The 25899-nt window shown below is 51.9% G+C and carries 28 protein-coding genes and 1 tRNA gene; 13 read left to right on the plus strand and 16 right to left on the minus strand.

The genetic code is table 11. The annotated features are described in order from the left end of the window. The first annotated feature begins 7 nt into the window (after positions 1–7). Positions 8–448: a bifunctional diaminohydroxyphosphoribosylaminopyrimidine deaminase/5-amino-6-(5-phosphoribosylamino)uracil reductase RibD gene (locus G8768_RS05295; protein ID WP_166850230.1), complete on the plus strand. Its 441-nt coding sequence runs from the start codon at positions 8–10 to the stop codon at positions 446–448. A gap of 65 nt (positions 449–513) precedes the next feature. Here the strand turns inward: G8768_RS05295 and G8768_RS05300 are convergent, their stop codons facing one another. Both G8768_RS05300 and G8768_RS05305 read right to left on the minus strand, forming a co-directional pair. Beyond that, positions 514–1320 (minus strand): SDR family NAD(P)-dependent oxidoreductase, encoded by an 807-nt coding sequence (locus tag G8768_RS05300; protein ID WP_166850226.1) that lies wholly within the window; start codon positions 1318–1320, stop codon positions 514–516. 10 nt (positions 1321–1330) lie between these two features. Next, positions 1331–2317: a zinc-dependent alcohol dehydrogenase family protein gene (locus G8768_RS05305; protein ID WP_166850223.1), complete on the minus strand. Its 987-nt coding sequence runs from the start codon at positions 2315–2317 to the stop codon at positions 1331–1333. A gap of 102 nt (positions 2318–2419) precedes the next feature. Here G8768_RS05305 and G8768_RS05310 point away from each other — a divergent pair, with 102 nt between their 5' ends. After that, positions 2420–3313, plus strand: a complete 894-nt coding sequence (locus G8768_RS05310; RefSeq protein WP_166850220.1) for a LysR family transcriptional regulator — start codon at positions 2420–2422, stop codon at positions 3311–3313. Between the two features lie 86 nt (positions 3314–3399). Here G8768_RS05310 and G8768_RS05315 read toward each other — a convergent pair whose 3' ends face one another. From G8768_RS05315 to G8768_RS21250, 10 genes are all read right to left on the minus strand, one after another. After that, the gene (locus G8768_RS05315) at positions 3400–5229 is read right to left on the minus strand and encodes a M2 family metallopeptidase (RefSeq protein ID WP_166850217.1); all 1830 of its coding nucleotides are present in this window, start codon (positions 5227–5229) and stop codon (positions 3400–3402) included. A 178-nt stretch (positions 5230–5407) separates the two neighbouring features. Next, entirely contained in the window at positions 5408–5992 is a 585-nt protein-coding gene (gene pth, locus G8768_RS05320; RefSeq protein ID WP_166850214.1) for an aminoacyl-tRNA hydrolase, read from the minus strand. 46 nt (positions 5993–6038) lie between these two features. Then, positions 6039–6305 carry a hypothetical protein gene (locus G8768_RS05325; protein ID WP_166850211.1) on the minus strand — a complete coding sequence of 89 codons (267 nt, stop codon included), beginning with the start codon at positions 6303–6305 and terminating at the stop codon, positions 6039–6041. After that, complete coding sequence (locus tag G8768_RS05330) at positions 6302–6739, minus strand: nuclear transport factor 2 family protein (RefSeq protein ID WP_208020073.1); 438 nt, start codon at positions 6737–6739, stop codon at positions 6302–6304. The genes G8768_RS05325 and G8768_RS05330 overlap by 4 nt, the downstream gene beginning before the upstream one ends. Positions 6740–6934: 195 nt before the next feature. Then, positions 6935–7573, minus strand: a complete 639-nt coding sequence (locus G8768_RS05335) for a 50S ribosomal protein L25/general stress protein Ctc (RefSeq protein ID WP_184679352.1) — start codon at positions 7571–7573, stop codon at positions 6935–6937. A gap of 99 nt (positions 7574–7672) precedes the next feature. Further along, entirely contained in the window at positions 7673–8602 is a 930-nt protein-coding gene (locus tag G8768_RS05340; RefSeq protein ID WP_166853374.1) for a ribose-phosphate pyrophosphokinase, read from the minus strand. A gap of 157 nt (positions 8603–8759) precedes the next feature. Then, positions 8760–8834 (minus strand) — tRNA-Gln (locus G8768_RS05345). Between the two features lie 18 nt (positions 8835–8852). Next, entirely contained in the window at positions 8853–9716 is an 864-nt protein-coding gene (ispE, locus tag G8768_RS05350) for a 4-(cytidine 5'-diphospho)-2-C-methyl-D-erythritol kinase (RefSeq protein ID WP_166850205.1), read from the minus strand. Beyond that, the gene (gene lolB / locus G8768_RS05355; RefSeq protein ID WP_166850202.1) at positions 9713–10318 is read right to left on the minus strand and encodes a lipoprotein insertase outer membrane protein LolB; all 606 of its coding nucleotides are present in this window, start codon (positions 10316–10318) and stop codon (positions 9713–9715) included. The genes ispE and lolB overlap by 4 nt, the downstream gene beginning before the upstream one ends. Positions 10319–10327: 9 nt before the next feature. Continuing rightward, a complete protein-coding gene (locus G8768_RS21250) occupies positions 10328–12064 on the minus strand; it encodes a tetratricopeptide repeat protein (protein WP_166850199.1) in 1737 nt (578 codons plus the stop codon). Between the two features lie 211 nt (positions 12065–12275). Here G8768_RS21250 and hemA point away from each other — a divergent pair, with 211 nt between their 5' ends. The 4 genes from hemA (at position 12276) to G8768_RS05380 (ending at position 16364) form a co-directional block, all read left to right on the plus strand. Beyond that, complete coding sequence (gene hemA / locus G8768_RS05365) at positions 12276–13547, plus strand: glutamyl-tRNA reductase (protein ID WP_166850196.1); 1272 nt, start codon at positions 12276–12278, stop codon at positions 13545–13547. Positions 13548–13625: 78 nt separating this feature from the next. Continuing rightward, positions 13626–14708, plus strand: coding sequence for a peptide chain release factor 1 (gene prfA, locus G8768_RS05370; protein WP_166850193.1), 1083 nt, complete (start codon positions 13626–13628; stop codon positions 14706–14708). A gap of 18 nt (positions 14709–14726) precedes the next feature. After that, the gene (gene prmC / locus G8768_RS05375; RefSeq protein WP_341800974.1) at positions 14727–15569 is read left to right on the plus strand and encodes a peptide chain release factor N(5)-glutamine methyltransferase; all 843 of its coding nucleotides are present in this window, start codon (positions 14727–14729) and stop codon (positions 15567–15569) included. Positions 15570–15617: 48 nt separating this feature from the next. Then, positions 15618–16364 carry a HesA/MoeB/ThiF family protein gene (locus G8768_RS05380; protein ID WP_166850187.1) on the plus strand — a complete coding sequence of 249 codons (747 nt, stop codon included), beginning with the start codon at positions 15618–15620 and terminating at the stop codon, positions 16362–16364. A 33-nt stretch (positions 16365–16397) separates the two neighbouring features. Here G8768_RS05380 and G8768_RS05385 read toward each other — a convergent pair whose 3' ends face one another. Genes G8768_RS05385 through G8768_RS05395 form a run of 3 tightly spaced genes read right to left on the minus strand, consistent with a single transcriptional unit; the run spans position 16398 to position 18695 of the window. Further along, a complete protein-coding gene (locus G8768_RS05385) occupies positions 16398–17072 on the minus strand; it encodes a Crp/Fnr family transcriptional regulator (RefSeq protein ID WP_166850185.1) in 675 nt (224 codons plus the stop codon). Positions 17073–17074: 2 nt separating this feature from the next. After that, positions 17075–18181, minus strand: a complete 1107-nt coding sequence (locus tag G8768_RS05390; protein WP_166850183.1) for a S1C family serine protease — start codon at positions 18179–18181, stop codon at positions 17075–17077. Between the two features lie 28 nt (positions 18182–18209). Next, positions 18210–18695: a ZapG family protein gene (locus tag G8768_RS05395; protein ID WP_166850181.1), complete on the minus strand. Its 486-nt coding sequence runs from the start codon at positions 18693–18695 to the stop codon at positions 18210–18212. Positions 18696–18938: 243 nt separating this feature from the next. On the opposite strand from G8768_RS05395, the gene zapE reads away from it, so the two are divergent. The 7 genes from zapE (at position 18939) to G8768_RS05430 (ending at position 25355) form a co-directional block, all read left to right on the plus strand. After that, the gene (gene zapE / locus G8768_RS05400; protein ID WP_166850179.1) at positions 18939–20048 is read left to right on the plus strand and encodes a cell division protein ZapE; all 1110 of its coding nucleotides are present in this window, start codon (positions 18939–18941) and stop codon (positions 20046–20048) included. A gap of 165 nt (positions 20049–20213) precedes the next feature. Further along, a complete protein-coding gene (gene rplM / locus G8768_RS05405; protein WP_166850178.1) occupies positions 20214–20642 on the plus strand; it encodes a 50S ribosomal protein L13 in 429 nt (142 codons plus the stop codon). A 12-nt stretch (positions 20643–20654) separates the two neighbouring features. Continuing rightward, positions 20655–21047, plus strand: a complete 393-nt coding sequence (gene rpsI, locus G8768_RS05410) for a 30S ribosomal protein S9 (RefSeq protein ID WP_166850177.1) — start codon at positions 20655–20657, stop codon at positions 21045–21047. A gap of 354 nt (positions 21048–21401) precedes the next feature. Further along, positions 21402–21995: a ubiquinol-cytochrome c reductase iron-sulfur subunit gene (petA, locus tag G8768_RS05415; RefSeq protein WP_166850175.1), complete on the plus strand. Its 594-nt coding sequence runs from the start codon at positions 21402–21404 to the stop codon at positions 21993–21995. 3 nt (positions 21996–21998) lie between these two features. Next, complete coding sequence (locus tag G8768_RS05420) at positions 21999–24215, plus strand: ubiquinol-cytochrome c reductase (RefSeq protein ID WP_166850174.1); 2217 nt, start codon at positions 21999–22001, stop codon at positions 24213–24215. Positions 24216–24307: 92 nt separating this feature from the next. Continuing rightward, positions 24308–24946, plus strand: coding sequence for a glutathione S-transferase N-terminal domain-containing protein (locus tag G8768_RS05425; protein WP_166850172.1), 639 nt, complete (start codon positions 24308–24310; stop codon positions 24944–24946). 10 nt (positions 24947–24956) lie between these two features. Beyond that, on the plus strand, positions 24957–25355 hold the full coding sequence (locus tag G8768_RS05430) for a ClpXP protease specificity-enhancing factor (protein WP_184679354.1): 399 nt from the start codon (positions 24957–24959) through the stop codon (positions 25353–25355). A 69-nt stretch (positions 25356–25424) separates the two neighbouring features. On the opposite strand, the gene G8768_RS05435 is transcribed toward G8768_RS05430, so the two are convergent. After that, positions 25425–25895 carry a DUF4124 domain-containing protein gene (locus tag G8768_RS05435; RefSeq protein WP_166850170.1) on the minus strand — a complete coding sequence of 157 codons (471 nt, stop codon included), beginning with the start codon at positions 25893–25895 and terminating at the stop codon, positions 25425–25427. Positions 25896–25899: the final 4 nt, after the last annotated feature.

Raw genomic sequence — 25899 nt, forward strand, 5'->3', positions numbered from 1 at the left:
GTGTTTCATGTCGGATACGGATACACATCGTCACTTTATGCTCCGCGCGCTCGCACTTTCTCGCAAAGCCTTGCCCGCTTGTTGCCCGAATCCCCCCGTTGCGTGTGTATTGGTGAAAAATGGTGAAATTGTTTCGGAAGGATACACTCAGGCGATTGGTGGAAATCATGCGGAGGTTGAGGCCTTAAACGCGTTTCCCGGTGATAAGTCCGAAGTCGTGGCCTATGTCACTCTTGAGCCCTGTTCTTTTGTCGGTCGCACCGGGGCTTGTGCCCAGGCGTTAATTGATTCAGGTATTCGAAAGGTTTTCGTTGCAATGATTGACCCGGACCCCCGCAATAATGGCAAGGGGCTTGCGATGTTAGAGGCCGCTGGCGTCTGTGTAGAGCTTGCCTGTTGTGAGCAGGAAGTGTCGGAGTTTTTGGGGGCGTATCTCGGAATGTCATGAGGCTCGAACACTGAACGAGAAGTGTGTCCTTCAGTACTCGAGCCCTTACTGAGTGAACCGTTGCCTCAATAAAATCTTCTCAATACCTCTTCGATGGCATCCAGCAGCTTGCCCGATGCCTCAGCGTTTGAGTATTCCGCAGGCATATCTGAATACTCGCCGATATCATTATCAAAATATTCCCCATTATGACGTTGGGCGTCTTCTTCCAATGCGATGCGTGCAATTGCTTTTGCGCCGATGGCCATATCGTGACCTTGAACACCAAAGCCTTCCTTAACCATTTTGCTGGCCAGTAATGAGCCGGGGTTGAGTGCCAGCAGCTTGGCGGATTCTTCGCTTGAAGTTCTTGCCAGGTGATGAGTCCACATGCGTATCGCCAATTTACTTTGAGCGTAAGCGGCCATGTCATCGATTTGGCTTTTCCCCAGCAGCGCCTGGGTATTTACTTTGGCCTGGGCGGCCGAGGAAAGATTAACTACCCGGCCAGAGCTTCCCAGCAAGGGTTGCAATTCCAGTGTCAGATAATAAGGCGCAATAACATTTACCACAAAGCGGGTATCAAGGCCTTCGGCGGTAATGGCTTGGGGCGTTTTAAAAACCCCGGCATTATTTACGAGAACATCCAGCTGCTGCTGATCGTTCTTGATGCGTTCAGCAAGGTGTTTGGTTTCTTCCGGGCGAGACAGGTCCGCCTGGTAGTTGGAAATGGATACCTCTTTATTGATAGTTCGCAGAATGCTTTCAGCGGCGGCAATTTTTTCCGGGCTTCGGCCGTGGAGAAGAATCCGGTGGCCCTGAGCCGCAAACAGCTTTGCGGCCTCCAATCCGATGCCATCAGTGGCGCCTGTGATAAGAATGTTCTTTGTCATAGTCATGTCCTTATATATCGATAACTACTTTTCCCATGGCTGCGCCACTTGCCAGGCGAGCGTGAGCGCTGCCGGCTTCGCTTAGCGAAAACGATTGTTCATCGACAATGGGGCGCAGAGCACCGGCTTCGGCAATGTTCGTCAGTTCGCGCAAGATGTGGTGGTGTTGCTCGCGATACTGGTTGTGCAACATCGGAATCAGCATAAAGATCACATGAAGGGACAAACCTTTAAAGTGTGCCTCACTGAGGTCCAGTTCGGTCATGGCAACCGTCGTTGCGATTTGGCCATTCAACGCCGCCGCCGAAAATGAGTTCAGCATATTGGGGCCGCCGACAGAATCAAAGATCAGATCGAAACCCTCACCGGAACTGTATTTGGCCACATAGTCTTCAACAGATTCGGTTTTGTAGTTAATGCCGGTGGCACCCAGCTCTTCGATCAAAGCCAGCTGCTGCTCTCCGCCACCCGTGGAGTAAACCTCGGCACCAAAATGTTTGGCCAGTTGCAAGGCAATGTGGCCAACGCCTCCTGAACCGCCATGTACCAGAACCTTTTGCTGCGCCTTAATACCCGCTCGCAACAAGCCTTCGTAAGCGGTGATGCCAACCAATGGCAGAGCGGCAGCCTCGCGCATACTGAGGTTGTTCGCTTTATGAGCCATCAATCGTGCATCAGCGACAATGTATTCGGCCAGGGCGCCTGGCAGATCCGCCAAGCCACCCGCGCAGCCATAAACTTCATCACCCGCAGAAAAACCTTCAACACCTTCGCCAATGGCTTCCACAGTACCAGCGAAGTCCATGCCCAGAATCGCTGGCAGTGGTGGGGCAATGGGTAATTCATCGCCCATGGAGCGGATCATGGTGTCTACAGTGTTTACGCTGCTGGCCGCGATCTTGACCAGTACATGGCCGGGTTTTAATTCGGGTTTGTTGACGTCGTTAAGCTCAAAAACGTTTTCATCACCAAATTGTTGAATCGTCATCGCTTTCATGGGTGGGGCTCCTTAAGTATTGATGAGTGCAGTATATGGTTTGTTGTTTTTATTGATAATGTTTAATAATGTGTAATCACTTTATTTATTTTGTTGATAATTATGAATGTCGAACATCTGCGCTTATTCGTCCGCATCGCTTCTACCCGGAACATCAGTCAGGCCGGTTTGGAGCTGGGTTTGTCGCCGGCGGTGGCCAGCGCCCATATCAGTAAATTGGAGCAGGTCTTGGGGGTACGTTTGATTCATCGCACCACCCGTAAAGTGTCCCTGACCGAAGATGGCATTGCCTTTTTACCCCATGCGGAAGATGTGTTGGCCAGTGTAGACAGTGCTCGCGCGTCGGTGGGGGTTGGCAACGTTAATCCCGGTGGCACCTTGCGAGTGGCGGCGCCGGCGTCCTTTGGACGTATGCATTTATTGCCGGCCATGGATGAATTGTTGGCGCTTTACCCGGAATTGAAAATCGATCTGAAGTTGTCCGATACCATTGTGGACTTGGTGGAAGGTGGCTTTGATGTGGCCATTCGAAATTCAGAATTGAAAGACTCAACCATGAATGCGAGAAAGCTGGCGGCGGACAAGCGCATTCTGTGCGCCTCGCCGGCTTACCTAAAAAAGTATGGCGAGCCGAAACATCCCAACGACTTGGAGAAGCACCAATGCATCACATTAATGGGACTGGAAACGTGGAAATTTCACGGCGAAAAAAATGATGTTTCTGTGAAAGCCCGAGGCAGTTTTCGAACCGATAATGGTGAGGCTGTTCGGGATGCCTGCGTAAATGGTTTAGGACTTACGATTAACTCGACCTGGAGCGTGTATGAGCATTTGAAGCGAGGTGAGCTGCTGCCTGTAATGCAGGATTATCCACTCAATTCCCAAACGGCCATTTGGGCGGTGTACCCCAGTTCCCGTTTACTGGCGCCCAAGGTCAGAGCCTTTATCGATTTTTTTGTCGCCCGTTTTTCTGGAACACCTTATTGGGATCGATAAGAAAAAGGCCGGAGCTTTTGGGGCTCCGGCCTTTTTGATTGCGGATATATATAAAACAGATCAGCAATGTGTATCGATCCGGTGAATTACCAACCGCACTGGCGACCTTTGTTTTGCTCGTCCAGCCACACTTTCAATGGAGCGAAGTAATCGATAATGGCGGAGGCATCCAGCTCGCGCTGACCGGTAATCGCTTCCATTGCATCCTGCCATGGACGACTGGAACCCATTTCCATCATAGCTTGCAGGCTGTTACCTACGTCTTTGTTGTTGTACACGGAGCAGCGATGCAGTGGGCCTTGATAGCCCGCTTTTTCACACAGTGCACGATGGAACTGGAACTGTTGGATGAAGGCCAGGAAATAGCGAGTGTAAGGTGTATTGCCTGGTACGTGGTATTTGGCACCGGGATCAAAATCCGCTTCGCTACGAGCGACCGGAGGCGTAATACCCTGATATTTTTCGCGCAGTTCCCACCAGCCTTTGTTGTAATCTGATGGCTTCAGGTCGCCGTTAAATACTTGCCAGCGCCATTTGTCGACCAGCAGTCCGAAAGGCAGGAAGGCAATTTTGTCCAGCGCTTGCTGCATCAGGAAGCCGAGATCTTCAGAGGCAGGCGGTTCTTTATCGAGCAGGCCGATTTGAACCAGATAGCTTGGTGTAATGGACAAACTGACCACGTCACCCAGAGCTTCGTGGAAACCATCGTTGGCGCTGCCACGGAACAGAATCGGTTGCTTGTTGTAGGCGCGTTGATAATAGTTGTGGCCCAATTCGTGGTGAATGGTCTGGAAGTCTTCACCGTTTTTCTGGATGCACATTTTAATGCGCAGGTCGTCAACGTTATCGACATCCCAGGCACTGGCGTGACACACAACGTCGCGATCACGAGGCTTGGTAAACTGTGAGCGTTCCCAGAACGTTTCCGGTAATTCTTCAAAGCCCAGTGAGCTGAAGAACGCTTCACCGGTTTTTACCATGTCCATTTCACTCATGCCGGATTTTTCAATCAGCTCAGTCAAGTCATAGCTTTGCTCAACGCCTTCAGGCTTAACAAGCTCGTAGACATTGCCCCAGGTCTGGGCCCACATATTACCCAACAAGTGCGCAGGGATTTTGCCGTCGGCAGGAACCACATCGTCGCCATAGTGTTCGTTCAGCTTGGTGCGAACATGGCATTGCAGGGAGTCGTAGAGAGGCTTAACTTTTTCCCATTGTGCATCGGCATCAGCCGCAAACGCATCGGGGTCCATGTCGTAGTTGGAACGCCATAATACACTCAGGTTATCAAAGCCCAGATCCTGAGCACCTTTGTTGGCGATGCTGACCTGTTCCTGATACAGGGGGCGCATTGGCGGAGACACTTCACGCCAGCCAGCCCAAAGCTCTTTCAATAGTTCCGGATCGCGACTGTTGGCGAATACGGCGCTCATTTCACCCAGGTTGTAGCAACGCTCGTCGTTACAGTATTTACCTTTGCCGTACATGCCCTGCATTTTTGAGCCGATTTCAGCCAGGCGCTTGGCTTGTGCTGGGTCGTTAGGTGCAGGGAAGCTCAGCGTGAGTTTCAGGGCGTCCAATTGGCGGCGGCTGGATTCGTCCAGTTCAACCTTGTCGTAGCTGGCGGCTTCTTTGGCCAGCTTTACGCTCAGCAAGCTGAATTCGGCGGCGGCTTTGGCTTCCAGATACTGGGAGTCGTCATTGATGTAGGTGGCGGCGATCCAGGAGGCGCGGGCATAGTCTTCCAGGGATTTGCCCAATTCTTCATTGGCTTTTTCCAGGAATGCCTTGGCTTGCTGTGCCGTAGGGGCTGCTGCTTTTTGATCGTCTTTCTGAACCGTTGTTTCGGTAGCTTGCTCGTTGCAGCCAAATAAGGCTAGTGCCGACACGCAAGTTACGAGGGCGAGTGGTTTCATATTTATCTCCGCTTCTGGGGCCTTTATTTGTGGAACCTTTAAATAGACGAATAATGCACCATGGCGCTCAGTTGTGAAGGGTGAATTGTCGCGGGAATGGTGAGTCGTTCAGTTCAGCTGAGCGCTGGGCAGGATAAAGTGTGGTCGGTAAAAGATAGGGGCGAGCTGCCCGCAAGTGTTATTTCTTGCTGTGCAGCTCTTTCATGGCCTCGTTCCACTGTCCCTGGGCCGCCTGAGGCAAAACTTTGCTGGCGTCATAGATGGCATCGTCTATGGCTTGTCGGTCGCTTCCGGAAGGGCGCTTAAGAACATAATTGGCCACTTCCCTTGCATTGCCGGGGTGGCCGATGCCGAGACGCAGGCGGGCAAAGTTATTGTTATTGCCTAGGGCCTTGATGATATCTCGCAGGCCGTTATGACCACCGTGGCCGCCACCGATTTTCAAGCGGGCGACACCCGGGTCCATATCCAGTTCGTCATGGGCCACCAGAATTTCTTCCGGGGCAATTTTAAAGAACTTGGCGAGGGCGCTTACGGACTGCCCACTGCGATTCATAAACGTAGTTGGCTTCAGAAGGCGAACATCTTTGCCGTTGATGCTGATGCGTGCGGCTTCGCCGTAAAATTTGCTCTCGGCACTGAACTGGCCGCCATACTGGCGGAGTAATTCGTCGACAAAGTCTGCGCCAGCGTTGTGACGAGTGCCTTCGTATTCGCTGCCGGGGTTGCACAGGCCGACAATCAGGCGAATGGGGTTGTTCATAGTTTTCCTCATGTGGTGGTCTAGTGTCAGGTTTGGGTGTCCTGAGTCAGAAAGACCACCAGCGGTAAATCATCAAAATCACCAGCAGCAAGGAAACCAGGCTTGCCGGGTAGGTTTTGTGGCCAATGTCCTTACCCTGATTCACCATGTGAATGGAGTAGGCGATGGCGGCATTGCTCAGGGCAAACATGGCGCTGAGAAATACGGTGGTTTCACGTTGCCCGCTTTGCAATAGCCCCAACAGTGCGGCCAGGGCAATGATGACACCAGCTGCACTGGCGAGCACTGCCAGATAAAAAGTGAAGCGTTTCATGGTGTGTGGCTGTGTTGTTTCATTTTGGCGGTAAACTCTCCGGCCAGTGCATTAGGTATAGGGAAGGCGAGGTTGTATTGTCGCAGACGCCAGCCATCTTTGCTCAGGCTCAATACGCCTGAGCCACGCACCAGTCCGTATTTTTCATTGTTAAGCAGTTCATCAAACCAAGCCAGTTTGCCGTCGGCGCTCAAAATAATATGGCGCTCCTGGGCGGTATAGAGCCATCCGCGTCCTTTATTAAAATAGGGCAGGGCATACGATTTGAAGTCCGACTTACTCCAGCGTTCTGTGGCGTCGGTGCCCAAATAAACCATGTCGTCGCTCATCAGATCAAAATAGGCGTCGCCGTTTGCTTCGGCGGCATATTGATGGAACAAATCGAGGATTTTGTTTACGTCTTTGCGGGTGTCAGCCTGAGCAAGGGCGCTCATGAAGCAACAACACAGTATTAACGGTCTCAGCATAGTCCGTGGGCTCGGTTCGGTGAAAAGCGCAGTCTATAAGAATCTTCATCTGGATCACAGTTGTTTACACTGTGTCGTTTGCGGATTGACGGTGAAGGCAATTTTGCAGGCAATAAAAAAGCCGGCAAATGCCGGCTTTTCGAAGAGAGAGAAAGTTGTCGATTACTCGGCAGCTTCTTCCTCAGAGGCATCACCTTCTTCTGCGTCTGCTGCGCTCGCCTTAGGCTTGTTCACAACAGCAACTGTCAGATCGTGATCAGCACCGTGGCTCAGGGCTACGGACTCAACACCTTTCGGCAGTTTCAGGTCAGAAATGTGGATTACCGCACCGGCTTCAACACCATCGAAATCAACTTCAATGAACTCAGGCAGGTTGGCTGGCAAACAAGTGATTTCCAGCTCGGTCATGCTGTGAGCAACGGTGCAGCCTTGCAGCTTAACAGCTTCACAAGCTTCTTCGTTAACGAAGTGCAGAGGTACAGTAGTTTTCAGCTTCTTGGTTTTGGAAACGCGCAGGAAGTCGGCGTGCATGACCAGAGCTTTCGCAGGGTGACGCTGCAGATCTTTCAGAATTACGTTCTCGGTCTTGCCATCGATGTCCAGCTCGATGATGTGAGAGTAAAACGCTTCGTTTTCCAGCTGCTTGATCAGCTCATTGTGAGCAATGGTGATGTTAGCAGGCTTCTTCTTGCCACCGTAAACGATAGCAGGAACTTTGTTTTCCAGACGACGCAGGCGGCGGCTCGCACCTTTTCCCTGCACGTCACGGGCTTGTGCATTCAATTTAAAATCGTTAGACATGATTTTTCCTCATCTGTCTTCCACTGTTCTCCGCGACCAGAATCACAGTGGGGTTAAAATACTCAGCGGATGCTGAGGTGTTGCTTGAGAAGGATGTTCCTAACGGAACATCGCACTCAAAGACTCTTCATTGGCCAGGCGGCGCATGGCTTCAGCCAGCATGCCTGACAAGGTTAGCTGGCGAACGGTGCCCAGCTTTTCAATTTCGCTATTCAATGGAATGGAGTCGGCAACGACCATCTCATCCAGAATAGAATTGCTCAAATTCTTCAGTGCATTACCTGACAGTACCGGGTGGGTACAGTAGGCCACTACCTTGGTGGCGCCTTGCTCTTTCAGAGCTGCTGCGGCATTGCACAGGGTGCCGGCGGTATCGACCATATCGTCAACCAGCAAACAGGTGCGGCCATCGACTTCACCAATCAGGTTCATCACCTCGGCTACATTGGCGCTCGGGCGACGTTTATCGATAATGGCCAGGTCGACGTCCAGCTGTTTGGCCACAGCTCGGGCGCGCACAACACCGCCAATATCTGGAGAAACCACGACCAGATTCTCGTATTTCTGGCGGTTGATGTCGTCCAGCAATACCGGGGAGGCGTAAACGTTATCCACCGGTACATCAAAAAAGCCCTGGATCTGTTCGGCATGCAAGTCAACCGTCAAAACGCGATCAACACCTACACCAACCATCATGTCGGCAACCACTTTGGCGCTGATAGGCACTCGGGAGGAGCGTACTCGACGATCCTGGCGAGCGTAGCCAAAATAAGGTACTACTGCCGTGATGCGGCCGGCCGAGGCACGACGCAGAGCATCCACCATAACGATCAGCTCCATCAGGTTGTCGTTGGTCGGTGCACAGGTTGATTGCACGACGAAAACATCACGCCCACGTACGTTTTCGTTGATTTCCACCGCAACTTCGCCATCGGAAAACTGACTGACTGTAGCGTCACCCAGGGGAATGCCCAGACGAGAGACAATTTTCTTTGCTAATTCCGGGTTAGCGTTCCCGGTAAAAACCATTAAATCGGCCACGGTATTTCCTTAGCGTTGGTGTTCACGGTTAGTTTGCCCTGCTATGTCTATTGGGCAAATTCAGGGGCGCGCATTCTACCCTGTTTTTCGGGGTGATTAAAGAGGAAATTGCTGGATATTTGAGCGTTTATCGGGAGATAAAAGATGGCTGGGGTGGAAGGATTCGAACCTTCGCATGACGGGATCAAAACCCGCTGCCTTACCGCTTGGCTACACCCCAGTAAAGGTGTTGAGCATCTTAGAGTAATGCCAGGATGGGTGATTCCTGAATGCCCCGGGCAATGAAGCCATCGAGGTGTTCAGGTTTCTGCTTGAATATCGCTTCAGCGGCTGTTCTATCAGCGAAGCTGGCGAAGACGCAAGCGCCGGTTCCTGTCATTCTAGCTGGTGCAAATTGACTTAGCCAATTCAGCGTTTCAGCGACCTCTGGATAGAGTGAGCTGACCAGTTGCTGGCAGTCATTTTGACCACCCTGCTCAAGAAAGGCCGCTACTGTAATGGCGGAACTGTCTCTTGTCAAACTTTTATTTGAAAAAATTTCAGCAGTTGAAACGTGGCAGTTTGGCGCCAATACCAGATACCATTTCTCTTCTAATTCAATGGCTTGCAATTGTTCACCGACACCTTCGGCCCAAGCGCTTTGGCCATTAATAAAGACGGGTACGTCGGCGCCAAGCTGCAAACCCAGCTCGCATAACTCGGCTTTACTCAGGCCGGTTTGCCACAGATGATTGAGTCCAACCAGGGTGGTGGCGGCGTCGCTGCTGCCGCCGCCAATACCGCCCCCGGCAGGCAGATGTTTGTGCAAATAAATGTCGGCACCGTGCTGGCATCCGCTGGCATCCTGCAACATTCGGGCGGCTCGATAAACCAGGTTGCTTTCCAGGGGTATGTCTGGAAACTCAGGCGCCAGATGGATGGTCCCGTCCAGACGTTGACGAAAGTTCAGCTGGTCACCGTGATCCAAAAGCTGAAACAGGGTTTGTAGCTCGTGATAGCCATCGGGGCGTCGCCCCAAAATGTGCAAAAACAAATTCAGTTTGGCGGGGGCGGGCAGCTGTAGGTCCCAGTCTCGAGTATCCAATCTTTGGTCCTGCTTCATTGCCAGCGTTTCACCACGAGGGTGATTTGAATGTCGTCCCGCCGCAGTTTGATTTTTTCCGGCAGTGGTGTGCGATGTCGGCTGTAGCGCTGATATTCGATATGCCAGCCATTCTGCTCAAGTTGTTGCAACAGGCCATCTGACCACTTGGCTTGATGGGGGGTGTCCGGTGCTGCCAGGCCTCTCACCCAATAGGGCATTTCCTGTTGGGGCAGTGGCCAGCCCAGGGCGCGCTCGGCTTGCAGGTTGGGGTCTTGCGCCGACTGCTCATTGGCACCTTGCACCTGCAGAGCTTGTTTGTTGCCAGTGATTGTAGTGCTGCCTTGCCCGAGAGGGCCGCTGACTTGAAGGCGAAATTGATCGTTTTTCTGCTGCCAGTCGATAAACCCGGAGCCATTCTTTTGCGGACTGCGTAATCCGATTTTTCCACGAAGTCGCCAGTTGGTTTGTTTGGCCAGTTGTTCCAGGCGAGCGCGTTGTTCCGGAGAATCCAATGAATGATGCGTGCCTGAGGCTGATTCGGGGGGGCTCTGTTGGTTGATGTTGCTACAGGCTGTCAGGAACAGGCTGGCACTGAGCAGCCAGAATCGGAGATAGGGCATTCGCATGTCTTACTCCGATTGGCCTTCAGCCGAGTGCACATTCAAGCGTTGCATGACTTCCTGCAATATCGCACTGCCGGGGTTCAGCTTGAAGCCTTCCTGCCATACAGTTTGAGCTTCTTCCCGGCGTCCCATCTGCCAGAGGACTTCACCAAGGTGGGCGGCAATTTCATGGTCCGGGTAAGCTTTCATGGCCCGGCGCAAATGGCCCAGGGCCGGTTCCAGATTGCCGCGCAGGTATTCGATCCAGCCCATGCTGTCGATAATTGCCGGGTCGTTCGGATTCAGTTGGAAAGCGCGGTTAATTAACTCGAACGCTTCTTCCGTGCGGTCACTGCGGGTGGCGAGAGTGTAGCCCAAGGCATTGAGCACACTGGCATCATCGGGTTTGTTTTCCAGAATAGCTCGCAGATCCGCTTCCATATCTACAAGGCGGTCCTGCTTTTCAAAACTCATGGCGCGGCCATAGAGCAGGTGACGGTTTGAAGGGTCTTGTTCCAGGGCGTCATTCAACAGCGCAATGGACATATCGCTCTGACCGTATTTATTAAACGCTTCCACGGTGACCAGTAAAAAACGTTGGGCCAGTTTGGGAAACTGTTTGGCTGAACGTTGCAGCAGGGCAATGGCTTCTTCGCTTTGCCCCTGTTCAACTAAAATGTCGCTGCGAAATACCCAGGCTGGGAGGTAGTTTGGGTCGCCCGCGCGTACTTCGTCGAAGTAGCCCATGGCAACGTGGGGTTGCTGGCGATTCATTGCAATGCGACCCAGATAATAGTTCGCCATGGAATAGCTTTGTTCTTTGTCCAAAAGCAGGCTGAACTGTTCTTCGGCGGCATCGATTTTACCCAGTTCGTAGAGCACCAGTGCATAGGCCAGTTGCAGCTCGGTGTCTTTTGGGTAGTCGCGATACAGGGCAGCAAATTCACCTTCTGCGGAGGCCAAGTCGATGTTGGCCATCAATCGGGCATATTGCACGCGCAGCCGTTTGTTGTCGGGCTGTTCAGCCAGCAGCGCTTCCAGACGAGTTTTGGCCTCCAGGCTGCGATTCAGACGTTGTAGAGCTTTGACCTCAACAATGGCGGCGCTGGTGTAACTCGGATCTTTTTCAAGTGCACGCTGGGCAAGATCCAGGGATTGGTCCGGCGCCTTTTGTTGAAGCAAAATGGCCAGCGCGGTGAGCAGCTCCGTGTTTTCTTCATCGTCCTGAAGCCAGGAGTGAATGAGCTCGGCCATGATGCCGATATTGGCGTTTTGGCTGTTACTGGCCTGACTGGCAATGGTCAGATGCAGGGCCTGATTGCCACGCAGTTCCAGCTTACGGGAGTATTCCAGTGCTTCAACAAAACGCTTGGCATTAATTAATTCGGTGGTGACGATAAAGAGGGCTTCTTCGCTTTCGGAATCAAGCTCGCTCCACAGCATGGCAGCTTCGAGGGCAGCCCGGGGTTTGCGCAGTTGGCGTGCGATTTTGGTGCTGTGCATGGCCAGGCCGGTATCGCGGGTTTGCTGGGCCTGTTCCAGATAGTTGTCCAGAGCAATATCGGTATTGCCGCGTCGACCGGCAAATTCCGCGACTAACAGCGAGTACAGGGTGTCCTGAGCGAAGGGGCGCTCGGGAATCGGTTCAGCGGGCTTTTCTTCAATTTTTTCTACGACGGGCGCCGGCTCAGGCTGAGGTTGCTGGCTACAGGCGGCAAGGCCGAGGCTGATTAAGCCGGCAATAAGGCTATATTGTGTTCTCACTACTTACGCTCGTGTTCGGCCCCGGGGTCTGATGACAGGGGCTTGTGACAGTTATTGCTCTACTATAGCAACATAGTGCCTCGGAGCACTAATCGGGATTACTTCTTAAGGCTTATATTAGTAGCGGTTTATCTCGCGGTAGCCTTGCGGCTGGCTTTAAGGGACAATAGCGGGCTGTTTTAGCCAATAATTCCCCGTTGTTAAGGTCAACATGCTGCTTGCTCTAGGCATTAATCACAATACCGCGCCCGTGGATATTCGCGAGCGTGTGGCTTTTGCTCCGAATCGAGTTGCCGAAGCTCTGCAAGCCATGTGTGATGCTCTGGCCATTGAGGAAGCGGCGGTTCTATCGACTTGTAATCGTACTGAATTGTATACCTGGGGTGAGGTTCGCAGCGCCGATGTGTTGCAGTGGCTGGGTGATTTCCATGGCCTGGCCTGTAATGCTCTGGAGCCCTATCACTACGCCTTGAGCGATGCCGAAGCCATCGAGCATATGATGAAAGTGGCTGCCGGTCTGGATTCTCTGGTTCTTGGTGAGCCTCAGATTCTCGGGCAGATGAAAAGTGCGTATTCCGATGCCACCGATGCCGGTACCGTGGGGCGAGGTTTGCATTATGGTTTTCAGCAGATATTCAACGTTGCCAAACGAGTGCGCAGTGAAACCGAAATCGGCGCCAATCCGGTGTCAGTTGCTTTTGCCGCCGTCAGCCTTGCCCAACAGATTTTTTCCGATTTAAAAGAAGATACCGCCTTGTTGATTGGCGCTGGTGAAACGATTGAGTTGGTTGCCCGGCATTTACACAACAATGGCATAAAGCATCTTATCGTGGCGAACCGAACTCTGGAGCGAGCCCAGTTGTTGACGAATGAACTGAATGGCGAGGCGATTTTGCTGTCGGACATTCCTGAGCAATTGCCGCGTGCGGATATTGTGATTTCATCAACGGCCAGTCAGTTGCCCCTGTTGGGGAAGGGTGCTGTTGAAGCGGCCTTGAAAAAACGCAAACACAAACCCATGTTTATGGTAGATATTGCGGTGCCGCGTGATATTGAAACCCAGGTTGATGAACTGGATGATGTTTATCTTTATACCGTTGATGATTTACGTGCGGTTATTGATGAGAGTCGCAAGTCCCGTGAAGAAGCCGCTAAAAAAGCCGAACTCATTGTCGCTGAAGGTGTGGCGCAATATCAGGCGGAAATGAGGGCTCTGCAAGCGGTTTCAACCATTAAGGCCTATCGCCAACAAGCAGAACATTTGCGCGATAAGGAGTTGGAAAAAGCCCTGCGTGCACTGGAATCTGGCGCGGATGCTGCTCAGACGATGACTCAGTTGGCACGGGCATTAACAAACAAACTAATTCATTCTCCAACGACAAAACTCAAACAGGCCAGTGCCGACGGCCGAGCTGAGGTGATTGATATTTCCCAGGAGTTGCTGGGTATCGATTTGTCCAAGGAACCATCCAAGCCACATTAGCTGTCTGGCATTGTGGCGACGGGCGCGGATCATCTATTTAGTTGCGCCGACAGAATACCCTGAGAGTTTAGCGACATTATGAAACAGTCTATTTTAGATAAATTGGATCACCTGCAAGACCGATACGAGGAAGTTGGTGCATTGCTGAGTGATGGTGAAGTGATTGCCGATCAGAATCGCTTTCGTGAGCTGTCAAAAGAGTACGCGGAAATTGAACCGGTTGTGAAATGCTATGACAGCTACACCACAATTCTTGACGATATTGAAGAAGCCAAAATGCTATTGAAGGATGGCGACGCAGATATGCGTGAGATGGCTCAGGAAGAATTGAAAGAAGCGGAATCACAATTGGAGCCCATGGAGCTTGAGTTGCAAAAATTATTGCTGCCGAAAGATCCGAATGACGACAAAAATGTGTTCCTGGAAATTCGTGCGGGAACTGGTGGTGACGAAGCAGCTATTTTTTCCGGCGACCTATTTCGTATGTACAGCAAGTACGCCGAAACGCGCGGTTGGCGCGTTGAAATTATGAGTCAGAGCGATGGCGACCACGGCGGCTATAAAGAAGTGATTACGAGAATTTCTGGTCAGGGTGTTTATTCCCAGTTGAAGTTTGAATCCGGGGCTCACCGTGTTCAGCGTGTTCCGGAAACCGAATCTCAAGGTCGGGTACACACATCCGCTTGTACCGTAGCGGTAATGCCTGAGGCCGATGAAACCGAAGAGGTGAATATTAACAAAGCCGATTTGCGTATCGATACGTTCCGAGCTTCGGGCGCAGGCGGTCAGCACGTGAACAAAACCGACTCGGCGATTCGTATTACTCACATTCCTACCGGTGTTGTTGTGGAATGTCAGGACGAACGTTCACAGCATAAAAACAAGGCCCGAGCCATGTCTCTGCTGGCGGCGCGCCTGAACAATGCCCAGGCGGAAAGGGCGGCTCAGGAAATCGCCGATGAGCGTCGCAATCTGGTGGGCAGTGGTGATCGTTCAGAACGCATTCGCACCTATAACTATCCGCAAGGCCGTGTTACGGATCACCGTATCAACCTGACTTTGTACAAATTGGCCGAGGTCATGGAAGGGCGATTGGACGACGTTGTCCAGCCTTTGGTTAATGAGTATCAAGCCGATCAGTTGGCGGCTCTGGCGGAATAAACAAACAGGGCATTGCCGGTGATCAGTATCGCCAATCTTTTACAAAGTGCTCGTGAAGCGCTCCGCGAAACCCAAAGCGACACAATTCAGTTGGATGCGGAGCTGTTGTTATGTCATAGCCTGCAGTGCGAGCGCAGCTATCTCTTCACCTGGCCGGAAAAGCAGCTGAGTGAAGAGGTGGTTTCCGATTTCCAATCTTTGCTGGGGCGCCGCCTTAATGGCGAGCCGATTGCACACATCATTGGTCGACGAGACTTTTGGGATTTGCAGCTGGCCGTCAATAACAGCACACTGATTCCGCGGCCGGATACCGAAACGCTCGTTGAAGAAGCCTTATCCCGCTTTCCGAAAGGTGTCGAAAATGTATTAGACCTTGGAACCGGTACGGGTGCGATTGCTTTGGCTTTGGCCAGTGAATGGTCTGACAGCAAGGTATTGGGGGTAGACAAAAGCCCGGAGGCCGTTGCTTTGGCGGAGCACAATCGCAATGCCAATCGTATTACCAATGCTGAGTTTATTCAGAGCAGCTGGTTTGATGAAATTGGTGAAGCAAGGCGCTTTCAGTTGATCGTCAGTAACCCACCTTACATCGATGAGCATGACCCGCATTTGCAGCGTGGCGATGTGCGCTTCGAGCCGCAGTCTGCATTGGTTGCCGATGATAATGGTATGGCGGATTTGGAGTCGATTATTCAAGGGGCGCCACAGTATTTGCACGCAAACGGCTACTTGATGTTGGAGCACGGCTACCAACAGGCTGCTGAAGTTCGCCGAGTATTGATTGCGCGAGGCTTTGAATCGGTCGGCAGTCGAGAAGATTTGGCTGGCCATGAGCGGATCAGTTTTGGTCGTTGGCCCTGAGTTTGGACTTTCTGATTTAATATCGTCAATCTTCGGAAGTGAATGCCCATGAAAGACGAACAGTTATTGCGTTACAGCCGACATATCCTTTTGCCGGAAATCGATGTTTCCGGGCAGCAAACCTTGTTGACTTCTCATGTGGCCATTGTGGGCTTGGGTGGTCTCGGTTCTCCGGCGGCCATGTATCTTGCTGCGGCAGGTGTCGGTAAGTTGACTTTGATCGATTTCGATGCGGTTGAACTCAGCAACTTGCAACGTCAGATTATTCACACAAATAACAGCATCGGTCGCGCCAAAGTTGAGTCGGCTGCTGAAAGAATTGCTGCGCTCAATACGGATGTGAATGTGCAGGTCATTGCGAAAAAACTTTCACCGGCAGAATTGGAATCCTGTTTTGAATCGGTTGATCTGGTATTGGATTGCACCGATCGTTTTTCTTCCCGTTTTGCGATTAATTACGCTTGCGTTGCCTCTTCTACACCCTGGCTTTCAGCGGCGGCCATTGGCATGGACGGGCAATTAATTGGCTTTGAGCCCGCTCGAAACGGTGCGCCCTGTTACGCCTGTTTATACGATGATGATGGAGATGAGGGGCGAAGTTGTTCGGAAGAGGGGGTGTTGTCACCTCTGCTGGGTGTGATTGGCAGTCTGCAGGCGACCATGGCGTTGCGATGGTTGATTGATGGCCCGGTGAATGTGGGAGAGATGCAGCGCTTCGATGCTCGCCTGTTTACCTGGCAAAACTTGCGTTTGCCAGCAAAACCTGACTGTCCGGTCTGTGCGCAGCGTGGTTAGGGTATTCTGCTTGCGGGATTCTTTGAACGGGTATCAGGCCAGTTTGCGAATTGCATCGAGTTGATGAATTAAAATGCGTCCGCTGCTGCGCCCGATCCAGCCTTGATCCCGCCAGGGTTTTAATTCTCTTTGTACACTCTGTCGAGTTGCTCCCAGCATGTTCCCGATGTCCGTTTGGGACAGGGGAATGTTTATGCTGATGCCATCCTGTTCTTCTTTGCCGTGGCGCTCGGCTGCGTCGACAATCAAATTCGCCAAACGTTGTTTTAAGCTGGCTTTTGACAGTGATTCCACCTGATCGAGCAGGATGGTAATAATGGCGCAGAGCTTTTGGGTGAGTTGCAGAAAAATTTCAGGGTGCTGTTGGCTCAGTTCATTGAAATCGTTTTGATTTAAACGGTGAACGACGGTTTTTCCGCGAGCCAGGGCGGTAAAACCTCGTTTGGCTTCTTTGGCTAATAATGGAATTTCACCGAAGCACTCGCCAGGGCCGTGAAAAGTGGCCAGGTATTCTTCACCTTCTTTGTTACTGCGTTTTAATACGATGAGTCCGCTTTCAACTTGATATAAGGCTCGGGCTTGATCGCCGGGTTGATACAGCTGCTCGCCGTTTTTCAGCTCGCGTGTTTCCATGCGCTGTCGAATTTTATTCTGAACGTCTGATGGCAGTTCTTCAATCCAACCGTGTCCGCGATGAAAATGGGACATGCCTATTCCTCATCAGGGCGACGCAAACCGACGGTCAAGATGGTGCTCATGGCTCGACCATTGCGAATAAAATCGATATTGATTTGGGTGCCGGGACGGAGGCGATTAATATACTGGTTCAAGTTGGTGTTGTTCACCGATAGAGGGATGTCGTTAATGCCGGTGATGAAATCATAAGTGAGTAGGCCTGCTTGCTCGGCGGGGCTGTTTGGCGAGACCTGAGTGACAATAATGCCTTCATTGTGTTGCAGCTTGAACGCTTTGACGGCATCAGGAGAAACCAGATCCGCAGAAAATCCGAGCCAGCCGCGAACCACGTAGCCGTACTCGACAATGTCTTCCAGTGCCTGCATGGCATAATCCGCTGGGATGGCAAAGCTGATGCCGGTGGCTTCGCGATTGTTTAAAATCGCGGTGCTGATACCAACCAGATTGCCATAAGCGTCTATCAAGGCACCGCCAGAATTGCCCGGGTTCACCGCGGCATCGGTTTGGAAAAAGTAGGTGTAGGGGCTGAATTGCTGAAGGCCCCGGTCGGTTGCACTGATAATGCCCTGGCTGACCGTTTGGCCAACGCCCCAGGGGTTGCCAATGGCAAGTACCACATCGCCAATCTGCATTTCTTCTGAGCGGCGGGCGTGTAAAGGCGTCAGGTTTTCGCGGGGTACTTTTAATACCGCCAGATCACTTTTAGGGTCCGTGCCAATCAGGTCGGCAAACTCGATGCTGCCGTCGGAGAACTGCACCAGTATTTCATTGGCATTGTCGATAACGTGGTAGTTGGTGAGAATGTAGCCATCGCTGCTTGCTACAACGCCCGATCCCAGCGGGTTGTTGCTGTTAATGTCGCTGTATTGTTGAAACAGCGGGTTGTTCAGCAGTGGGTGATTTTGAAAATTGCGTTTCTGGGTGGTGCTGATGTTGACCACGCCGGGAGCGGCAATTCGAACGGCGCGGGAATAGGACACCGGACCTTGTTGCTCGGAGGTTTGCGGGTCGCTTTGTAAAAAGCCGGGCTGCCGCAGTTGGGGAAACAGAAGCAGCAGGGCCACCGCAATGATCACACCTGCAAAAACCGGTAGGCCAACAAAATCCAGCAGTCTTTTCAACGTTGCCTTCCCCCGTGGCCCAATTGATTTAGGCTTTTTCTTCTTCTTTGGCTTCGCTTTCTTCCGGCTTGGCAGTGTTGTGCTTCTCCAGGCCGAAATCTTCACTCAAAGTACCTTTGTCGCCCGGGTTTTTCGGCGCCCAGTCTTTAGGTTGTTCCTGAAGCTCGCCCATGGCCTGGCTTTCCAATGCTGGCTGGCTGGTACCAGCTTCCAGAATCTGGCGGCTGATATCCGGGTTTGACAGTTTCAGTGCGCTGTTGGCCAGGTGCTCATGCACGGCCTTGTAGCTCTGGTTCATGTTGTTGACCAGATCAGCGGTTTCGGCGAAGTGTTCGGCCACTTCGTGCTGATAGTCGCGTTGTTCTTCTTTCAGTTGCTCCAGCTCTTCTTTCAGGGTTTCAGTTGCTTTGCTTTGAGGGCTGGTGCTACGGCCAATAGCGAGGCCTATAATACCGCCGGCCAGTAGCATGCCGACGGCAACAATAATCAGGTGGCTCAGGTCGAACTCGGTCACAGATGATCTCCTTAACATACATCAACAGCAGGCGGCTTATGTTCCGCCTAGCCAGGGCCTGCAGACGCCAATTTGTTTTCAATAGATGCTTTCAAATTAGTATCGGCAGATCCTAACTTCTATTATATAGGATAAATGACCGCTGTGTGGATTTGGACTTTGCTGGCATTGCTCACTCTTGCTTCTCGGAGGGCGGCTGGGTAAAGTGGCGCGGTTTTGCTATCGCCCTCTGGATAAATGTTTATGAGTAGTCCAATCGAACGCTATCAGCGTGACTTGCAGCGAGAAGATTTTCGTCATGATCCGGCCCAGGCGATGGCGGTTGATCATTTGCAGGATTTGTATGACCGTCTGACGGCCACGTCGGCTGAGGAGTCCAGTCCCGGTTTTCTGTCTCGCTTGCTGGGTCGCAAGGGATCGTCGAAAAAGCCCGAGCGTGGCCTGTATTTCTGGGGTGGTGTCGGTCGCGGCAAAACCTACCTGATGGACAACTTCTACGAATCCCTGCCCTTTGAACACAAAATGCGCGTGCATTTTCACCGATTTATGCGCCGTGTGCATCAAGAGCTGAAGACGCTGCCGGGTGAAAAGAATCCCCTCGATATTGTTGCCACCCGTTTGGCGAAAGAGGCCAGGGTGATTTGTTTTGATGAATTTTTTGTGTCAGATATTACCGATGCCATGATTCTCGGTAATTTGATGCAGGGCCTGTTTTCCCGTGGCGTCACCTTGGTCGCAACGTCAAATATTGTGCCGGATGGCTTGTATAAAGACGGTTTGCAGCGGGCACGATTTTTACCCGCCATTGCCATGCTCAATGAGCACACTCTGGTGGTAAATGTCGATGGTGGGGTGGATTATCGCCTGCGGGCGCTGGAGCAGGCCGAGTTATTCCATCACCCCCTTGATGAAGAGGCTGACATCAGTTTGCAGCGCAGCTTCGAGGGTTTGGCGCCAGATCTGGAAGAGGCGCGGGCCAATGTACCATTGGAGATCGAGGGTCGAGAAATCATGGCTCGCTTTGAGTCTGAAGATGTGGTCTGGTTTGATTTTATGGCGCTCTGCGATGGGCCGCGCTCCCAGAATGACTATATCGAGCTGGCTAAGGAGTACCACGCGGTCTTGTTGTCCGATGTGCCTCAGCTGGGTCGCGATACCGATGATCAGGCCCGGCGCTTCATTAATCTGGTCGATGAGTTCTATGATCGTAGTGTGAAGTTGATTATCTCTTGTGAGGTGCCTCTGGAGAAAATTTACGCCGGTGGTCGCTTGAGCTTTGAGTTTGATCGTACGGTGAGCCGTCTGCTGGAGATGCAGAGTCACGATTACCTGGCTTTGCCCCATAAGCCATAGCCCCTGTTGGCTTCCAGCTCGCTCTCTTGAGGCAATTCCCGGCCTTAAAAGGTGCTTGCTTTTTGTTCAGTCCCGCTATAGAATCCGCGCTCCATTTTTGTGGCTCACCGGTTTGCCCTTTGCAAACAGGCGTTACAAACCTTAACCCTAAAAGGCAGATACAACATGAAGACTTACAATGCCAAGCCCGAAACCGTCCAGCGCGACTGGTACGTGATCGACGCTGAAGGTAAGACCCTGGGCCGCATGGCCGTGGCGATTGCCGACCGCCTGCGCGGTAAAAACAAGCCTGAGTACACTCCACACGTTGACACCGGTGATTACATCGTTGTGATTAACGCTGAGAAGGTACACGTTACTGGTAACAAGGCTAAGAACAAGATCTATCACAGCCACACCGGTTACCCGGGTGGTCTGAAGTCGATCAGCTTCGAAAAGCTGATCGAGAAAGCTCCTGAGCGCACTATCCAGAGCGCTGTTAAGGGCATGCTGCCAAAAGGTCCTCTGGGCCGCGCTATGTTCAGCAAGCTGAAAGTGTACGCTGGTGCCGAGCATCCACATGCTGCACAGCAACCAAAAGAACTGGACGTATAAGGAATAAAGACAATGGCAGCTACTCAATACTACGGCACTGGCCGTCGCAAAACTTCCACTGCTCGTGTTTTTATTGCCCAGGGCACTGGTAAAATCTCCATCAATGGTCGTTCCATCGAAGATTACTTCGGTCGTGAAGTGGCTCGCATGATCGTGCGTCAGCCTCTGGAAGCTACCGATAACGTTGAAGCTTTCGACGTTACTGTTACCGTTAAAGGTGGTGGTAGCTTCGGTCAGGCTGGTGCGATTCGTCACGGTTTGACTCGTGCGTTGATGGCTTATGACGAAGGTCTGCGCCCGACTCTGCGTGAAGCCGGCTACGTTACTCGCGATTCTCGTGAGGTTGAGCGTAAGAAGGTTGGTCTGCGTAAAGCACGTAAGAAGCCACAGTTCTCCAAGCGTTAATCGCTGGCCGAACTGGCGTTCAAAATACCCAGGCTGTTGTGGTCTGGGTATTTTTTTGCCTGAAATTTTCCAAATTGCATCTATGCTTAGGGTGCGATGGCGGGTGCTGCATAACTATTGTGCAGTTGTTGCGGAGGATTTGCTGCCCGTATCGGGCGGGGCATGATATAAGTCATCAGATTCTTTAAAAGCCAGGTTAAAGCCTTGAAAAACAGGCGGTTATCCTTGTCAGTTTCCCGCAATTTCTATACCATGTGTCAATTTTTAAAATCACACCATAATCAAAGAATCAACCGTAAACCTTTGTAATTCAATCAGTTACTGCCTGCAGTACTGGAATGGGAGAAGATCGTCATGAGCAATGGCGGAGTGAACGAAGGGCGTCGCCGCTTCTTAACCGCTGCTACCTGCGTTGTAGGTGGTGCCGGGGCAGTGGGTGTTGCTGTTCCTTTTGTTGGGTCCTGGAATCCGAGTGCCAGAGCGAAAGCTGCTGGTGCGCCGGTTAAATATAATCTAAGCAAGCTTGAGCCGGGCCAAATGGTCACCGTAGAGTGGCGTGGTAAGCCGGTTTATGTCGTGCGTCGTACCCAGGAAGTCCTCGACGACCTGCCGACCATCGACGGCCTGTTGCGCGATCCAAATTCGACTGAGTCGGTTCAGCCGCCTTACGCCGATAATGAGGTTCGTTCAATCAAGCCTGAGTTCTTGGTATTGCTGGGTTTGTGTACTCATTTGGGTTGCGCTCCAATGTATCGTCCCGAGGTTGGCGCAGCCGATCTGGGTGGTGCTGATTGGAAAGGCGGCTTCTTCTGTCCTTGTCACGGTTCCAAGTTCGACTTGGCTGGCCGTGTATACAAAGGCGTGCCTGCTCCCATCAACCTGGAAATCCCGCCTTACCGCTTTGATAGCGATGCGGTGATTACTATCGGTTTGGATCAGGAGGCCTAATTGATGAATATGCTCGTTAATTTGTGGAACTGGGTCGACGCTCGCCTGCCTGTGCAGCGTGCCTGGGATACCCACATGGGCAAATACTATGCCCCGAAAAACTTTAACTTCTGGTACTTCTTCGGTGTTTTGTCACTGTTGGTTCTGGTTAATCAGTTGTTGACCGGCATTTGGCTGGTTATGTTCTTTGAGCCAAGCGCTGATGGCGCTTTCGCCTCTGTTGAATACATCATGCGTGATGTCGACTACGGCTGGCTGATTCGCTATATGCATTCCACAGGAGCTTCGGCCTTTTTCGTGGTGGTTTATCTGCATATGTTCCGTGGTTTGCTGTACGGTTCCTACAAGGCGCCTCGCGAGTTGGTGTGGATCTTCGGTATGGCGATCTACCTGATTCTGATGGCCGAAGCCTTCATGGGTTACGTACTGCCATGGGGTCAGATGTCTTACTGGGGTGCCCAGGTAATTGTATCTCTGGCAGGCGCGATTCCGGTTGTGGGTGAGGACCTGGTTCAGTGGGTTCGTGGTGACTACCTGATTTCCGGTGCAACTCTGACACGTTTCTTCTCTCTGCACGTGATCGCGTTGCCAATCGTTCTGTTGTTGCTGGTGGTTCTGCACTTGCTGGCCCTGCACGAAGTGGGTTCAAACAACCCGGATGGCGTTGAGATCAAGAAAAACAAGGACGAGAACGGTGTTCCTAAAGACGGTGTGCCTTTCCATCCTTTCTACACGGTTCACGACCTGATTGGTATTTCTGTATTCCTGTTCGTGTTCTGTTTCGTGATCTTCTTTATGCCCGAGATGGGCGGTTTCTTCCTGGAGTATGCGAACTTCGAGGAAGCGAACAATCTGAAGACACCTCCACATATTGCTCCGGTTTGGTACTTCACGCCGTTCTACGCAATCCTGCGTGCGGTGACCTTTGATATTGGGCCATTGAGTTCCAAGTTCCTGGGTCTGGTTGCCATGGGTGCGGCGATTGCGATTCTGTTTGTTCTGCCTTGGCTGGACAAGTCGCCAGTTAAATCCATGCGCTACAAAGGCTTTATGCCCCGCGTATCGTTGCTGGTATTTGCGGCTATGTTTGTGATTCTGGGTTACTTGGGTGTGAAATCACCTACCGATAGCCGTACGGCTTTGGCCCAGTTGGCAACCATCTACTACTTTGCCTACTTCATTCAGATGCCAATGTTCACCAACCCGACTAAGAGTCAAACGGGGTTGATCAACATCGGCGTGAGTATCGGTCTTGCTCTGGCCTTGCTGAATGTGTCCTGGAGTGGTTTCGAGAAAACCGGTCTGTTCATTGGCTTGTTTGGTACTGCGGTGGCGGCTTTGGTTGGTTTGACGCCTTGGTTAACCGCGAAAGACGGTGTGAAGCCTGAACCTGAGCGTGTTCAGATGAAAGGTTTGCCGGCGACCCTGGTATGGGGCGGCTTCCTGTTGTTTGTTGTGCTGACGGTTGTGCCGATTAAAGCTGTGGGTGCGGGTGGTGAGAAATCCTGTGGTGCCATTGACTGTTACGAGATGACTCCTGATCTGCACAATAAAGAATCTCTGCAGGCCGGAGCCAAGTGGTTCGTCAACTACTGCATGGGTTGTCACGAAGCACGATTCTCCCGTTACGGCCGTGTCGCTGAAGATTTGGGTATTGACCCTGAGCTGATGCGTGAGCAGATGATTTTTGACGGTTCCGCTGTTGGTTCTTTGATGACCAATTCCATGGACCCCGCGAAATCCAAAAAGTGGTTTGGTGCGGCTCCTCCAGATTTGACGCTGGTGGCTCGCGCACGCAACCCACAATGGTTGTACACCTACATGCTGACGTTCTACAAAGATGACAGTCGCCCAACCGGTGTTAACAACCGCACCTTCGACAAAGTGGCGATGCCACACGTAATGCTGGAATTGCAGGGCTTGCAAGAATGTGCCCCGGGTCCGGTTTACGATCACGGTAAGGTGAAGCGTGATCCAATTACCGGTGACCCGGTAATGGAAGATCCTTGCGGTAGCCTGAAAGTGGGCGCCGTGAAAGGCAGCATGAGTCCGGAAGAATACGAGCAAGCGGTATACGACTTGGTTAACTTCCTGGAATACGTTGCTGAGCCTGCGGCATTGGATCGTGAGCGCATTGGTGTATATGTATTGCTGTTTATTCTGGTGTTGTTCGTATTTGTGTACTTGCTGAACCGCGAGTACTGGCGCGACATTCACTAGAATCCAACACGGATTTTAACAGCTCTCGGGCGGCTCTCTTCAGGAGGGCCGCCCGTTCGTTTTTTTTACAGTTTGAAGATAGAGGTGGAATAATGGCAGTTGGCGTAGGCGCAAAACGCTCCTCCATGACATATTTTTCGGATGCTAGGGATCACTATAGCCACCGAGTCCGTATTGTTTTGGCCGAAAAAGGTGTATCGGTTGATATCATTGATGTTGATCCGGATAACAAGCCTGAAGAGCTGGCGGACTTAAACCCGTATAACGATCTGCCCACTCTGGTTGATCGCGATCTGTCCCTGTACGAATCCAAAGTGATGATGGAGTATCTCGACGAGCGCTTCCCTCATCCTCCTCTGTTGCCTGTTTATCCGGTAGCCCGAGCCCAGAGCCGTTTGTGGATGCACCGCATCGAAAAAGACTGGAGCCCGATGGTTGATATCATCCTGTCCGGCAAGAGTAAGGAAGCGGCTGCAAAGGCGCGCAAGGATCTGAAAGACAGTCTGTTGGCAATTGCTCCGATTTTCTCGGAAATGCCATTCTTTATGAGCGAAGAATTCACTTTGGTAGATTGCTGTCTGGCACCAATCTTGTGGCGCATGGACCTGATGGACATCAAGTTGCCTGTCAGCAAGCAAACCCAGCCTTTGCATGATTACATGGGGCGTTTGTTTGAGCGTGAAGCTTTCCAGGAAAGCTTGTCTGAACTTGAGCGTGAAATGCGCGCCTAAGGCCCTGTCTATGAGCATGAGCAGCAGTCGCCCTTATATGGTGCGTGCATTATACGAGTGGATCGTCGATAACGAGTGCACTCCTCATGTGCTGGTCAGCGCATACACCGAAGGTACCGAAGTACCCCAGCAGTACGTCAACGAAGACGGTTTGGTGGTGCTGAATATCTCGCCCACGGCGGTAAGCGGTCTGGCGATGGATAACGAAGCCCTGAGCTTTGGTGCTCGATTCGGTGGAGTGCCCACCGATATTTACGTGCCTTACAGTGCGGTCTTGCGTATCTATGCGCGTGAAAATGGTCAGGGTCTGGTGTTTGAGCCTGAAATGGATCCGAGCCCGGAACCCCCGCCAAAGCCCAGCAAGCCTGACAGCAGTCCGAAGCGACCGAGCTTGAAGGTGGTCAAGTAATAAAAAAGCCGAACAAAACGTTCGGCTTTTTTATGTCTGGAAGAACCTTATGCTGTTCTTTGGGAAGAGTTATTCGCAGTGTTGCTCAACGGCTTTTTGAGCGGTTTGGCGTTGCTTTTCTTTTTCTTCATTACTGAGGGTTTTCAGCTCGCCATTTTCATCTTGCAGTCTTACCCGGTTGCTGCGTTCCAGAATTTCCAGATTACGGCGTGCTGACTGGCAAATTTGCGGGTTCTTGGTCGGGCCGGTATTGGCAGCGCTTTTCTCGCCGCCCGCTTCAGTGCTCTCGCCCTTATCCTGATCTTTTTTGTCCTCGGCTTTGGGGGCAGCAGCGGGTGCAGGTGTTCCACGGCCAGCGTAGGTGGTCACCACTTGGGCTTTCTGGCCACGGGGCGGTCGTTCGCTGTAGTGAGTAACGCCGTCTTTATCCACCCATTTGTAAAATTTCTTGGCGGCCAGGGTATCGCTGCTGATCAGGCCGGTGGCGAGGCAGCACAAGGCAATACAGCTTGTGGATATGAGTTTGGCTTTAAATGGCATGGTT

The sequence above is a fragment of the Pseudoteredinibacter isoporae genome (assembly GCF_011602085.1).
GTDB classification, from domain to species: Bacteria; Pseudomonadota; Gammaproteobacteria; order Pseudomonadales; family Cellvibrionaceae; genus Pseudoteredinibacter; species Pseudoteredinibacter isoporae.